Origin of the sequence: Streptomyces sp. NBC_00096, assembly GCF_045041305.1 — a bacterium.
Lineage (GTDB): Bacteria > Actinomycetota > Actinomycetes > Streptomycetales > Streptomycetaceae > Streptomyces.
Window position 1 is genome coordinate 890,434 of the sequence record NZ_CP108221.1, and the last position, 13,198, is coordinate 903,631.

Annotated in this window: 10 protein-coding genes and 1 pseudogene; 1 reads left to right on the forward strand and 10 read right to left on the reverse strand. The window is 70.8% G+C overall.

All coding sequences use genetic code 11. The features are described from left to right. Positions 1–47: 47 nt before the first annotated feature. The 10 genes and pseudogenes from OG904_RS03880 to OG904_RS03925 all read right to left on the reverse strand — a co-directional run bounded on the left by OG904_RS03880 (position 48) and on the right by OG904_RS03925 (position 12,362). A complete protein-coding gene (locus tag OG904_RS03880; RefSeq protein WP_405487371.1) occupies positions 48–2,009 on the reverse strand; it encodes a recombinase family protein in 1,962 nt (653 codons plus the stop codon). A 732-nt stretch (positions 2,010–2,741) separates the two neighbouring features. Then, the gene (locus OG904_RS03885; RefSeq protein WP_405487373.1) at positions 2,742–3,755 is read right to left on the reverse strand and encodes a TIGR03842 family LLM class F420-dependent oxidoreductase; all 1,014 of its coding nucleotides are present in this window, start codon (positions 3,753–3,755) and stop codon (positions 2,742–2,744) included. Positions 3,756–3,797: 42 nt separating this feature from the next. Then, complete coding sequence (gene hydA, locus OG904_RS03890; protein WP_405487375.1) at positions 3,798–5,186, reverse strand: dihydropyrimidinase; 1,389 nt, start codon at positions 5,184–5,186, stop codon at positions 3,798–3,800. A gap of 151 nt (positions 5,187–5,337) precedes the next feature. After that, a pseudogene (locus OG904_RS03895) lies at positions 5,338–5,814 on the reverse strand (amidohydrolase family protein); the annotation flags it as partial. Between the two features lie 17 nt (positions 5,815–5,831). Continuing rightward, positions 5,832–7,127, reverse strand: a complete 1,296-nt coding sequence (locus OG904_RS03900) for an aspartate aminotransferase family protein (protein WP_405487377.1) — start codon at positions 7,125–7,127, stop codon at positions 5,832–5,834. Next, positions 7,124–7,966 (reverse strand): nitrilase-related carbon-nitrogen hydrolase, encoded by an 843-nt coding sequence (locus OG904_RS03905; RefSeq protein ID WP_405487379.1) that lies wholly within the window; start codon positions 7,964–7,966, stop codon positions 7,124–7,126. Before OG904_RS03905 ends, OG904_RS03900 begins: the two co-directional genes overlap by 4 nt. A 173-nt stretch (positions 7,967–8,139) precedes the next feature. Beyond that, entirely contained in the window at positions 8,140–10,092 is a 1,953-nt protein-coding gene (locus OG904_RS03910; protein ID WP_405487381.1) for a hypothetical protein, read from the reverse strand. 99 nt (positions 10,093–10,191) lie between these two features. Further along, entirely contained in the window at positions 10,192–10,593 is a 402-nt protein-coding gene (locus OG904_RS03915) for a PPOX class F420-dependent oxidoreductase (RefSeq protein ID WP_405487383.1), read from the reverse strand. A 55-nt stretch (positions 10,594–10,648) separates the two neighbouring features. Next, on the reverse strand, positions 10,649–11,899 hold the full coding sequence (locus OG904_RS03920; protein ID WP_405487385.1) for an alginate lyase family protein: 1,251 nt from the start codon (positions 11,897–11,899) through the stop codon (positions 10,649–10,651). 211 nt (positions 11,900–12,110) lie between these two features. Then, positions 12,111–12,362 carry a helix-turn-helix transcriptional regulator gene (locus OG904_RS03925; protein ID WP_328301598.1) on the reverse strand — a complete coding sequence of 84 codons (252 nt, stop codon included), beginning with the start codon at positions 12,360–12,362 and terminating at the stop codon, positions 12,111–12,113. Between the two features lie 64 nt (positions 12,363–12,426). On the opposite strand from OG904_RS03925, the gene map reads away from it, so the two are divergent. Then, on the forward strand, positions 12,427–13,194 hold the full coding sequence (map, locus tag OG904_RS03930) for a type I methionyl aminopeptidase (RefSeq protein WP_405487388.1): 768 nt from the start codon (positions 12,427–12,429) through the stop codon (positions 13,192–13,194). Positions 13,195–13,198 lie beyond the last annotated feature (4 nt).

Consider the following 13,198-nt stretch of genomic DNA (forward strand, 5'->3'; position numbering starts at 1 on the left):
GGCGACCATGAACCCGGATACGGCGGAGCAGCAGGCCCCAGCGTGGGTCACGAAGAGCCCGAATGCCCCCAGTGCGCCATCAGGATCGCATCGAGAGTGCAGGTGATGTCGATGTCCGGCAGTACGTACAACGGCGGCACCGCCGTACCCTCGTAGTCCCCCAACGCGTCCACTGCGCGCTGCCAGTACCCGTCCTTCAGGTAACCCAAGGCTCGCTGATAGACGCCTTGCGGACGCTGCCCCTGCAGGACCCCCACCGGGAGAGCATCCCACTGGATGCCGTGGCGCACCTTGTACAGCGCTGCTTCGAAGGCCACTCGCGGTGGCACCACGCGTGAGCGCTTCCGCGGCACAGGGAAGCACGAGGCCAACGCGGCCCACTGGTCATCAGTCAACGGCCGAGGCACGGCACGTTGACGCTCGTTGAACCAGGCCTCAAACAGGCAACCCGCTGCCCGTACCGCGCCGGGTACTTCCGTGACAGTGCGCACCTCGACATCCAGGAGGTCCACGAGTTCGAGTCGCTGCTCAACATCGAACAGGTCCAGGCGGCGGTGCACGTCCGCACCATCCTTCAGTACCTCTCTAGCCCGGATCTCCTGTTGCTGCGCCGCCGCCATTCGCCCTGCGACGGCCTCTCGCAACTGACCCAGCCGTCGATCCATGCCGACGAAGTCGTCCCCGACCTCGGCAAGGGCCGCCTGCAGCTCCTGTACGAAGGTGGAGTCCTCGTCTCCTGCTGCTGCAACAGCCCCAGCGAGCGCGGCGAGCTTCTTCTTCCTCACGTGCCGGCAGCGTTCGATGCGCGCATCAAGGCCCACAAGGCGTTCACCAAGCGACCTCGCCTGACCAGGGACGACACCGAGCCAGTCCTCAGCCACTACCCGAAGCTGGACGCGGTCGACGAGGAGCTTGACGATCTCGCGCCACACCGCGTCCTCCAGCGGGCCGGCCACAATCTCCCGACAGCTACAGGGCGGGTTGGAGCGTCGCCCCGTACACCGATAGGCGGTACGACCGCGGTCTTCCCGGTGCGCGCCAACGTAGTGATGCCCGCACAGGGAGGCGACCCGGCCCGACAACAGGTACGTCTTCTGTGCCTCTCCAGTCCGGGACCGGCGAGCAAGCGCGGCCCGCACCTGGCGGACACGGCCTGCAGGAAGCGGTATCGGCACAGTAATCCGGACAGCCTCTTCCGGTACCGGCGTCCCATCGCCCTCTTCACGATCGCAGCCGGCCCCGCGATGCCGTGCGAACCGAAAGGCGACGTAGCCATCCAGAGCCGTCTGCCGGAAGACCCTGGCCAGGTTGTCCCCCGTCCACGGGAGGCCCCGTGCCGTCACATACCCCAGCGCGTTGAGGTGCGCCGCCGCCTCGGCGGCGCACAGCTGCTGATCGGCGATCAGCCATGCACCGACATCGAGCAGCTCCACTCCCTGGGCCCGCAGGGTCGGCGCTCCGCAGTCCCCTCTTGCCGGCAGCATCAGCCAGAACGGTGCGACGCCTCCGGGCCAGCCCCCCGCTGCGAGCTTCATCTCCCGGCCTCGCAGGGTCCGCTCCAGGAGCAGGGCGTGCTCCAGCTCTGCCACGTAGGCGAGCAGGCTCAGCTGAATGCCGAACATGGGATGCTCGCTGTCGATGCGGCCGTCCGCCGTCGCCACACGGACGCGTCGCCCCCGACCGGTCTCGATGTCCGTGGTGTCGTAGACCCAGCGATGGATCTCCTTCATCGTGCGGCCGATGCGGTCCAGCTTTCCGAACACGACAACGTCGTAAAGGGATCGCAGCAGATCCGTGTCCAGATCCGTCAAGTCCGGCCGACGGAACGACTTCCCCGACACGGCACCATCGGTATACACGTCATAGGAATACTCCCCCTTACCCACCACAAAATCGAGCCAGGCAAGGCATTCGTTCAGTTGGATATCGACGCCATAGCCGCATAGTTGCCCGACCGTCGAAACCCGGAGATAGACGGCCACACGCATGAGGGTGGATTCGACGTTCACCAATCCCGTTCACTCACCCAGAGTCGAGTCACCTGCACGAGAGAACCCGCCGGTCCGACGCTCCGACGATGAGGTGGATCCCGGAGCAGCTTCAGGCAAGCAGACATCTCGACCAGTATCCGCCCGACCGCCACCGAGGAGGATCACAGCCAGCCGTCGACGCTCCTCTATGTCAAACGGCCTCGACTTCAATACCACGTTGACAACGGGCGGCCTGCAACAGCCCTCAGACAGACACTCCTCGACGCGCATCGAATCGCCGCCCTTGAATACACATAAAGAGACAGGCGGATTCCACTTCACGACTTGCCGCCACTGACATCAGCTTCATGCCCACAGACTTCGGGCGTTACACACACCCACCCTGCGAAGCCGCCCCAAATGGAATCCAGCAAACGCGAAGCGAATTCACTGCTTGATGGAATAGCCATGGCATTTTTGCTTGTCGGCAGGATGCGGTGGACCGGCCCTCGTGGGTGTGACGGCTCAGATAGCCAGCCGCGGGCCGTCGGCGTTGTGGACGCTCCACCCGCGACCGGTACCGCGTACGACGCGACATGCTCCTGGCGCGTCGCCTCAAGTGCCCTGCTCACAGCGGGAAGGCGCAGCCCGCCGCATCGGGACCGGGCAAGGGGACCGCCCCCGGGATCCCCTTGCGTGGTGTCCACCCGAGAACCGCCGCAACCTGCTGTGGGACCAACCTCCTGGTCGGCCCCACAGCACTCGCGAGAATCAGACGAACATCGGGATGATGTCAGAGCCGTACGCATCGATCGTGACTTCACGGGCGTCGTGCATGGCGTAGACGGCGAACTGGTCCACGCCGAGGTCGCGCAGGGCACGCAGCTTCTCGATGTGCGCCTCGGCGGGGCCCAGCAGGCAGAAGCGGTCGACGATCTCGTCCGGGACGAAGTCGGCGGACGGGTTGCCAGTGCGACCGTGGTGGCTGTAATCGTAGCCTTGGCGGGACTTGACGTACTCGGTGAGCTCGTCCGGGACCATCGAGGAGTGCTCGCCGTAGCGGGAGACCAGGTCGGCGACGTGGTTGCCGACCATACCGCCGAACCAACGACACTGGTCACGGGCGTGGGCCAGGGCCTGCGCTGAGTCGTCGGCCGTGACGTACGCCGGAGCCGCCACGCAGATCGTGATCGCGGCCGGGTCCCGGCCAGCCTCCACCGCAGCCTGCCGTACTGCTTTGATCATCCATTCGGTGAGGTAGAGGTCGGCGAGTTGCAGGATGAACCCGTCGGCCTTCTGTCCGGCGAGCGCGAGGGCCTTGGGCCCGTACGCCGCCATCCAGACGGGCAGCTTCCCGTCCCGGATCCACGGAATCCGCAGCGGCTTACCGTCGACCTCGGCCTCACGCCCCTCAGCAAGGTCACGGATGACGTCGACGGCCTCGCCGAGGCGGGCGAGCGTGTTCGGCGCACGCCCAGCGACCCGCATCGCCGAGTCCCCACGGCCGATCCCGCAGACGGTGCGGTTGCCGTACATGTCGTTCAGCGTCGCGAAGGTGGAGGCGGTCACCTCCCAGGTGCGGGTGCCCGGGTTGGTGACCATCGGCCCGACGTGCATGCGCTGCGTGTTGGCCAGGATCTGGCTGTAGATGACGAACGGCTCCTGCCACAGCACGGCGGAGTCGAAGGTCCAGCCGTAGCGGAAGCCGTTGCGCTCGCCGCGCTTCATGAGGCTGACCACCTGGGAGGCGGGCGGGTCGGTCTGCAGGACGAGGCCGAAGTCCATGCATGGCTCCTTGTTGCTGCTGTGTGCGGGCTTGCGGCTTGCTTACAGGTACTGGCAGGTGGAGCGGTGAACGAAGGCCCCGTGGCCGGCGCGGCCGGTGTATTCGCGCCGGTCGATGACGAGCTCGCCCCGGGACAGGACCGTGTCGACGCGCCCGGTGATCCGCTTGCCCTCGTACGCCGAGTAGTCCACGTTCATGTGGTGCGTCTCGGCGGAGATGACCTGCTCGGCGTGCGGATCGTAGAGGACGATGTCGGCGTCGGAACCCGGCGCGATCGTGCCCTTCTGCGGGTAGAGGCCGAACATCCGGGCCGGGGTCGCGCACGCGATCTCGATCCAGCGGCGCCGGCTGATGTGCCCGTCCAGGACGGCCTGGTGCAGGAGGTCCATGCGGTTCTCCACCCCCGGCAGCCCGTTCGGGATCTTCGAGAAATCCCCGCGTCCCAGCTCCTTCTGGCCGCGGAAGCAGAAGGGGCAGTGGTCGGTGGAGACCACCTGAAGGTCGTTCGTCCGCAGACCACGCCACAGCGCCGCCTGATGCTCTCGCGGACGGAGCGGAGTCGAGCAGACGTACTTCGCGCCCTGGAAGTCCGGCTCCTCCAGATTGTCCGTGGACAGGAACAGGTACTGCGGGCACGTTTCACCGAAGACGGGCAGGCCCTTGTCCCGGGCCAGCGCGAGCTCCGCGACCGCCTCCTCCGCCGAGACGTGCACGACGTACAGCGGGGAGCCCGCCACCCGGGCGAGCTGGATGGCGCGGTGGGTCGCCTCGGCTTCGAGGAGCACCTTGCGGACTTCCCCGTGGTGGCGGGGATCGGTCTCCCCGCGCGCCAGGGCCTGTTCGACGAGCACGTCGATCGCGATGCCGTTCTCGGCGTGCATCATGATCAGCCCGCCGTTGCCCGACGCCCGCTGCATCGCGCGCAGGATCTGCCCGTCATCCGAATAGAACACGCCCGGGTATGCCATAAACAATTTGAACGAACTTACGCCTTCTTCGACGAGTCCATCCATTTCCTTCAAGGAGTGCTCATTGACGTCGGACACGATCATGTGGAACGCGTAGTCGATCGCGCATTGCCCGTCGGCCTTCGCGTACCAGGTGTCCAAGCCTTCTCGGAGGGAGTGCCCGGGTGTCTGCACCGCGAAGTCGACGATCGTCGTCGTCCCGCCCCAGGCCGCGGCTCGGGTCCCGGTCTCGAACGTGTCCGACGCGAAGGTGCCACCAAATGGCAGCTCCATGTGCGTGTGCGCATCAACCCCGCCCGGGATCACATATTTCCGCGAGGCGTCGATCACCCGGTCGGCGTTCCACTGCTGGCTGCCTGCTGTCGCCATCGCCACGACACGGCCATCCTCGATCAGGACATCTGCATGCAACTCGTCGGAAGCCGTAATTACAAGGCCACCGGTAATGAGAGTTCTAGTCATACCTGCTAATTCCCTTCGCCTTGCAATTCCGAGCCAAGAGGGCCGCCGAGACGCCGGCGACCCACACCGCCGGACCTCGCGTCGTTCAGCACGAGGCGCCCGGACCCACTACGTCGCCGAGCCGCCGTGAAGATTCCTGGTCACGCGAGCCAACGAAACCCTTGAAGGAGGTGACCCCCTCCCCCACCAGGTGGTCCATCTCCTTCAGGGTCCCCTCGTTGACATCCGAGAGGATCATGTGGAAGGCGTAGTCGACGGCGCACCGGCCGTCGGCCTTGGCGTACCAGGTGTCCAGGCCCTCGCGCAGGGCGTGGCCCGGTGTCTGGACGGCGAAGTCCACGATGGTGGTGGTGCCGCCCCAGGCAGCGGCCCGGGTCCCGGTCTCGAAGGTGTCGGAGGCCGCGGTGCCGCCGAAGGGCAGCTCCATGTGGGTGTGCGCGTCGACCCCGCCGGGGATGACGTACTTCCCGCTCGCGTCGATCGTCCGGTCGGCCGTCCAGGCCCCGGCCGCCGCCGAGCCGTGTGCGGCAAGGGCGGCGACCCGGCCGTCCTCGATGAGGACGTCGGCGTGCAGCTCGTCGGCGGCCGTGATGACGAGACCGCCGCGGATGAGGGTGCGGATGCTCATGTACGTCTCCCCCGTGGCTAGTTGAGGCTTCGCAGGGCCTCGGCGAGGATCTCGGCGCCCTCTTCCGCCTCGGCGACGGTGAGGGAGAGCGGCGGCGCGATGCGCAGCACGCTGGTGTTGTGGGCGCCACCCTTGCCGAGCAGCAGGCCGCCGGCCCGGGCCGCCTCCAGTACGGCGGTGGCCGCGTCCGGGTCGGCCTGGTCGGTGCCGGGCTTCGTCAGCTCCAGCCCGGCCATCAGGCCCCGGCCGCGCACCTCCCGTACGGCGGGCACGGTCACCGCGATGGCCCGCAGCCGTTCCAGCAGCAGGCCGCCCACGCGGCGGGCGTTGCCCTGCAGGTCGTGGTCGAGGAGGTAGGCGAGGTTCGCGTTGCCGGCCGCCATGGTGACCGGTGAACCGCCGAAGGTGGAGATGGAGTTGGCGTCGAGGCAGTTCATCACCTCGGCGCGGGCCACGACTCCGCCGATGGACATGCCGTTGCCGATGCCCTTGGCGAAGGTGACGATGTCCGGCGGGCCGTTCTGGGCGTGGGCCTGCCAGCCCCAGAAGTGCTCGCCGGTGCGGCCCCAGCCGGTCTGCACCTCGTCACTGATCCAGAGGATGCCGTGACGGTCGAGGACCTCGCGGAAGGCTCCGTAGAGCCCGTCGGGCGGTGAGGTGAAACCGCCCACGCCCTGCACCGGTTCGGCGATCAGCGCGGCGATCCCGCCGCGCACCTGGCCGAGTACGTCTTCCAGGTCGGCGACGGCCGCGGCGGTGAAGGCGGTGTCGTCGAGGTGGGCGAAGGGGCCCCGGGTGCGGACCGCGCCGTGGACGTAGTACGTCTGGAGCGGTGAGAGGCTGGTCGGGGACCAGCCACGGTTGCCGGTGATGGAGACGGTGGAGAAGGACCGGCCGTGGTAGCTGTTGCGCATCGCCAGGATCTGGTTGGAGCGGCGGTACGTCGTCGCGAGCAGCAGGGCGGTGTCGTTGGCCTCGGTGCCGGAGGTGGTGAAGAAGACCCGGGCGTCGGGGATTCCCGACAACGCCGAGACGCGTTCGGCCAGTTCGACCATGGGCCGGTTCAGGTACAGGGTGGAGGAGTGGATGATCCGCCCGGCCTGCTCGGCGACGGCCTTGGTGACCTCCGGCAGGGCGTGGGCGGTCATCGTGGTGAGGATGCCGCCGAAGAAGTCGAGGTAGCGGTTGCCGTCGGCGTCCCAGACGTGGCGGCCCTCGCCGTGGGTGAGCTCGATGGGACGGTCGTAGTAGAGCGCGAGCCAGTCGGGCAGGACGGTGCGGTGCCGGCTGTGCAGGGGGATCGGGTTGGTCACGGCTGTACGAGTCCTCCGTAGGCGTCGGGGCGCCGGTCGCGGTAGAAGGCCCACTGGTCGCGGACCTCCTTGATCAGGTCGAAGTCGAGGTCGCGGACGAGGAGTTCCTCCTCCTTGTCGCTGGCGGGCTCGCCGACGAACTGGCCGCGCGGGTCGACGAAGTAGCTGGTGCCGTAGAAGTCGTTGTCGCCGTACTCCTCCTGGCCGACGCGGTTGATCGCGGCGACGAAGTACTCGTTGGCGACGGCGGACGCGGGCTGCTCCAGCTGCCACAGGTACGCGGACAGGCCCCGGGAGGTCGCGGACGGGTTGTAGACCAACTGGGCTCCCGCGAGACCCAGTTCGCGCCAGCCCTCGGGGAAGTGTCGGTCGTAGCAGATGTAGACGCCGATCCGGCCGACGGCGGTGTCGAAGACGGGGAAGCCGAGGTTTCCCGGGCGGAAGTAGTACTTCTCCCAGAAGCCCCTGACCTGGGGGATGTGGTGCTTGCGGTACTTGCCGAGGTAGCTGCCGTCGGCGTCGATGACTGCGGCGGTGTTGTAGTAGAGGCCCTCCGACTCCAGCTCGAAGACCGGTACGACGATCACCATGCCGGTCTCGCGGGCGAGCGTCTGCATGCGCCGGACGGTGGGACCGTCGGGGACGGCTTCGGCCCAGCGGTAGTGCTCTGGCTCCTGGACCTGGCAGAAGTAGGGGGCGTTGAAGACTTCCTGGAAGCCGATGATCTGCGCACCCTGGGCGGCGGCCCGGCGGGCGTGCTCCTCGTGTTTGGCGATCATCGATTCGGCGTCTCCGGTCCAGGTGGCCTGGACCAGTGCGGCGCGGACGACTTGGGCCATGAGCTGCTCCTCGCGACGGGTACGCCGGCTTCTACGCACGTAGAGGTTGTACGACGGCTGCGCGTAGGGAGTTGAAGGTAGGCCTCGGCCCGGCCCGGGGCAAGACCGCCTCGCGCGGTTGGAGTAGTCGATCAGCAAACGCAGGAGTTACGTCGGCACCTGGTCGTTTCCGGTCAGGCGACGGGCAGATTCGCGACTCGAAGGGCGTGCAACAGGTCGCGGTGGTGAGTCCCCGAGAGGGCTTCGGCCGCGCGGAGCAGCCGGGGCGCGAACCACCGGGGGTCCCGGCGGGCGAGACGGGCGGACTCCTCCGCGGTCCGGACCCGGACGAAGGCGGCGAGCAGGGCGTCGGCCTCACGGGTGTGGCCGGCCGTGCCGAGCACGAGGGCGGCCTCGGCGATCTCGGCGGCGGGGCGGGCCGCGCCCTGGCGCAGCAGGGCCTCGCGGTCGGCCGGGCCGAGTGCGGCGGCGGCCGCGGCGAAGCGGGCGGGCGGCAGCGAGGCCGCCTCCCAGAGCAGGGTGGCCCAGTCTGCGGCCAGCCCGGCCCGCACCAGTTCCTCCCCCAGCCAGGGCAGCCGCTCGGCGGGCCAGGCGGCGGCCTCGCAGAGCAGCGCGTGCGCCTCCCCGCTCCGCCCCTGCCCCCGCAACGCGACGAGCCCCTCCACGAACCCCTCCACCGGATCCCCACCCCCCGCGTACGGGGCACCACCGGGTCCGGATCCGGGCCACTGGCCGAAACCACCCGCCGGTCCGCCGCCCCCGCCGGAGCCGGACCACCGGCCCTGCGGGTCGGCGCCGGGGGCGGAGTCGGGCCACTGGTCCTGCGGGGTGCCGCCGGGGGCGGAGTCGGGCCACCGGCTGGATCCGCCCTGCGGGTCGCCGCCGGGGGCGGAGGCCGCCATCGGTCCGGCACTCCCGCCCGAGCCGGACCACCGGCCCTGCGGTTCGCCGCCGGGGGCGGAGTCGGGCCAGGCGTGGGAGGCGCCCCGCGGGTCGGTGTTCGCGGGGCCATCGGCCCACACTCCGGGAGTGCCGCCCTCGCCGGCGTCCTGCGGGGCGTCGGCCCAGGCTCCGGACGCGTTGCGCGGGTGCGGTCCCGGCGCCGGGGCGGTGGCGGCCCCGGGGCCGTCCGGCGCGCTCCAGATCGGTGCCGGGTGCCCGCCCGGGCCCCCTTCCCGGCCGTCGGTGCCGCCCCGGGCCCCCCAGGCCGGCCCGGGGTGCACGGCCCGGCCGGTCGGCGCGTCCCGTTCCGTGAGCGGGCCGCCCGCAGGGACGGGGTCGGCGAGCCGGCGCGCGGGGCGGCCGAAGCGGGCGCCCCGCAACGGCACGTCGGACGACGGATGCCCCGGAGGCAGGGTGAAGGCCTGCCCTTCGGGTACCGCCGCACCCGCGTACCGGGCCCCGCCGGTCCGCCGCGCACCGCGCAGCCACCGCCCCTCCGCCCGCCCGACGGGCCGCTCCTCCGCGACCGGCGCTCCGACCGGGGCTCCGGCCGGTGCTCCGGTCTCCGCCCCGGCCCGTACGCCCGCCGATGTCCCCGCCGATGTCCCCGCCGGTGCCTCCATCGGCGCCCCCGCCCGTGTCCCCGCCGTCGGCCCCGCGGAGCGCTGCGCGGGGACGCCGGTCAAGGGTCCGGGGCCGCCGTGCGCCGCGGCTCCGGGGTGCGCTCCCGGGGCGGGCGGGGCCACCGCCTCCAGGCGGGCCGTCAGGTCGGCGTGCCGGGAGGCCCCGCGCGAGGCGTCGTCGCGGGTCCAGGAGAGTTCCCGGGACAGGGCCGCCGCCTCCGCCGGGTCCGCGGCCTCCACGAGCCGCGCGGACAGCACGCGCAGCGCCGAGGTCGCCTGGGTCCGCTGCGCCGCGACCGACGCCAGCAGGGTGCGCAGCTCCTCCGCTCCGCCCGGCAGCCGGTCCCAGACCCCGACCGCCGCCGCCCGCAGGCCGGCCGCGTACTCCGTCTCCCGCGCGAGCGGCGCCGCGCCCACCGATGAGGCCAAGTCACCGAGCAGCGACTCCAGTACGTCCCACGGCGGCATCGCGGCACCGTCGAGACAGGCCCGCATCCCCTCCGGGTCCCGCCGCAGGAACTCCCCGTACCAGCCCGCCCCTGGATCCAGTCTCTGCGTCAACCCCCGCATGTATCCGGAGAGTTGCCCGATCACCTGTGAAGTCGCGGTCTCCATCCCCGCATTGGATCCCACCCGTGTTACGGGCGGGCTACAGGAGTCTCAAAGCTTGACGGCGGGCGGGGCAAACCTGACCTCGATCGCCGTGTGCGGCCGCTTGCCCCGGCGGAACACCGCGGCCGGGACGTCCACCATCCAGAACTGCCAGGTGTACTTGCGCGACATCAGCTTCCGCACCCGCCGCAGCCCCGCCTCGTCCAGCAGCCGCGCCTCGCCCTCGGTCACCGGAGCCCCCTCGACCACGCGTCCGCGTACGTCGCACGCCGAGACCGTGACCCGCCCGTCGTTGCGGATCCGCTTGACCTTCCACGAATCGCTCCGCGTCCACACGTACAGCTCGGCGCCGTCCGCCACCGCCCACACCGGTGTGGCCACCGGGGTGCCGTCCTTGCGGAAGGTGGTGAGACTGACGTACCGCGCCCTGCCCAGCTCTTCAACCGTCATGCGCCGACCCTACGCCGGAGCGACCGCCACGCCCCGCCCCGCGGCGGTCAGCCGGTCAGCCGACCTGAGCGGGAGGCGCCGCGGCCCGCGCCGCCTCCCCGTGGCTGAGCGTCTCCCACGCCACGAACAGGTCGTCCGTGCCCGCCGGCCGCATCTTCTCGACCAGCCGCCGGGTGTACGGGAGTTCCGCGCCCGTCAGCTCCTCGTAGTGCCGCAGGGCCACCTCCAGGTCCGGGCCCATGGTGCGCTCCACCTTGCCCCCGCACAGCCACTCGGGGGCCTCCTCGCCCAGCTGGTACTTCGCGTGGAACTCCAGCGCCGCCCTGAGCCGCTCGCCCTGCTCCCCGTACAGGTCGACGCCCTGGTGCCAGGCCGTCTCCGCGATGTGCGCGGACGCGGCGAGCGAGTAGCCGACGTGCATGAGGTTGCGGCAGGTCTCCTGGGCGATGCCGTCGACGTACGTCCCCTGGCCGAACCAGTACGACTTGACCTTGTCCGGCGAGTCGATGCCCGTGCCCGGCGGGCCCAGCGGGTGGGCGCCGTCCCGCTTGAGGTAGAAGTACGCCGGGACGCGCTCGCGGAAGCGCTCCAGGGACTCGCGGAAGACGGCCTGGTCCTCCAGGAAGACGGAGATGCTCATGGCGGCGTCCGTCATGGCCAGCTCCCAGTTGCCGTTGTACGACGGCACCTGCGCGCGGACGGCCGGGAGGTAGGCGGTGCGCAGCATCTCCTTGAAGCGGGAGACCTGTGTGTCGCCCCAGTTCGGGTAGTCGGCGTGGACGATCTCGGCGGCCCGCGCCCAGGTGGAGCCGGACCAGGCGGCCTGGAGTCCGGCATTGGCCTCGGCGTGACGTTTCATCACGGCGGACCACCCGTCCATGATCTGGACGGCCTTGCGGGCGTGGGCGGTGCGCCCGTTCACCGACCACAGCAGGGCGTGGGTGTACGCGGCGATCGCGTCCTGCCGTTCGTCGAGGCAGGACTGCGGCCCCGAGTTGAAGGGGCAGGGCACCACGTCGGCCGGGTGTGCCGGGTAGTCGAGGGAGGCGTAGCGGCTCTTCAGGAGCGCCTGGTACGCCGAGTTCCACGGCTCCTTGCCGGCCGCGACCATCTGCTTCGCGTGCTGGAGCCGGGTGTGGCTGACCACGACGCCCGGATGGCGGAAGACCACGTCGCCGGGGGCCTTGGCGTGGGCCCGGCCCTCGGGGGCGGCGCAGGCCGCGAGCAGCAGGCCGCCCGCGAGGAGGGCGCCGACGAGTCCGAGACCGAGTCGCTTGGATGCGGATGCGGATGCGGATGCGTTCATGTCTGGCACGAGTTCACGCTTGCCCCGCGCCCCGCCCGCCCCACCGCCGATTGGGCCGTTCGGCCGCCGGGCCCGCCCGAACGGCAGGCTGAGGAGGCCGATCGGCCGAGGCCGCCGCGCCGGACCGGAGGCGCAGCCGTCCGCCGCACCGCACCGGAGGCGCAGCCCGGCGCCGCGCCGCGCCGTGCCGGATCGGAGGCGCGGCCCCCCGTCAGACCGGCACGAAGGCGCAGCGCCGCATCACGTCGTCCAGCGAGAGCCCCAGCGCCTCGGCGAGGGCCGCCACGGTGAAGAAGGCGGGCGTCGGGGCCCGGCCGGTCTCGATCTTGCGGAGGGTCTCGGCGGAGAGCCCGGCGCTGGCCGCGACCTCGACCATGCTGCGACCGCCGCGGGCCGTGCGCAACAGGGCGCCGAGGCGCTCGCCGCGCTCGCGCTCTTCGGGGGTGAGGGGGGTACGGACCATGGCTCCATCCTACCCCGGTCCCCAATAACTATCCCGTTACAGTTATACCGGTATAGTTATTGGCATGGTGGAACTGAAGTCAGACCGATCGATCGACGAGATGCGCGCCGCCGGCCGCGTCGTCGCGCACGCCCTCACCGCCGTCCGGGACCGGGCCGACGTGGGCGTGTCCCTGCTGGAGCTCGACCGGGTGGCCCGCGAGGTGCTCCGGGAAGTGGGCGCGAGCTCGCCCTTCCTCGGGTACCGGCCGCGGCTCGCGCCGGTGCCCTTCCCCGCCGTCATCTGCGCCTCCGTCAACGACGCCATCGTGCACGGCATCCCCGACGGGTACCTGCTGCGCGACGGCGATCTGGTCAGCATCGACTGCGGGGCCAAACTGGGAGGCTGGGTCGGCGACGCGGCCGTCAGCTTCACCGTCGGCCGGGCCCGCCCCGCCGACCTGCGGCTCATCAGGACCGCCGAGGCCGCCCTCGCGGCGGGCATCGCCGCCGCACGGCCCGGCAATCGCGTCGGCGACATCGCCCACGCCATCGGCACGGTCGGCCGGGCCGCCGGCTACGGCATCCCCGACGGCTTCGGCGGCCACGGCGTCGGGCGCTCCATGCACGAGGAGCCGGGCGTGCCCAACGAGGGCCCGGCCGGGCAGGGTACGAAGCTGCGCGCCGGGATGGTGATCGCCATCGAGCCGATGCTGATCGCGGGCGGCACGGACGACTACCGCTGCGACGCGGACGGCTGGACCCTGCGGACCGTCGACGGCAGCCGCGCCGCGCACGCGGAGCACACGGTCGCGATCACCGCCGACGGCCCGAGGATCCTCACCGCCCCGTAGCGGG

Bases quoted from the DNA above. Each gene is read 5' to 3' on its own strand.
- OG904_RS03905 (WP_405487379.1), bottom strand. From the start codon at position 7,966: ATGGCCCAAGTCGTCCGCGCCGCACTGGTCCAGGCCACCTGGACCGGA.
- OG904_RS03885 (WP_405487373.1), bottom strand. From the start codon at position 3,755: ATGGACTTCGGCCTCGTCCTGCAGACCGACCCGCCCGCCTCCCAGGTG.
- OG904_RS03925 (WP_328301598.1), bottom strand. From the start codon at position 12,362: ATGGTCCGTACCCCCCTCACCCCCGAAGAGCGCGAGCGCGGCGAGCGC.
- map (WP_405487388.1), top strand. From the start codon at position 12,427: ATGGTGGAACTGAAGTCAGACCGATCGATCGACGAGATGCGCGCCGCC.
- OG904_RS03920 (WP_405487385.1), bottom strand. From the start codon at position 11,899: ATGAACGCATCCGCATCCGCATCCGCATCCAAGCGACTCGGTCTCGGA.
- hydA (WP_405487375.1), bottom strand. From the start codon at position 5,186: ATGACTAGAACTCTCATTACCGGTGGCCTTGTAATTACGGCTTCCGAC.
- OG904_RS03915 (WP_405487383.1), bottom strand. From the start codon at position 10,593: ATGACGGTTGAAGAGCTGGGCAGGGCGCGGTACGTCAGTCTCACCACC.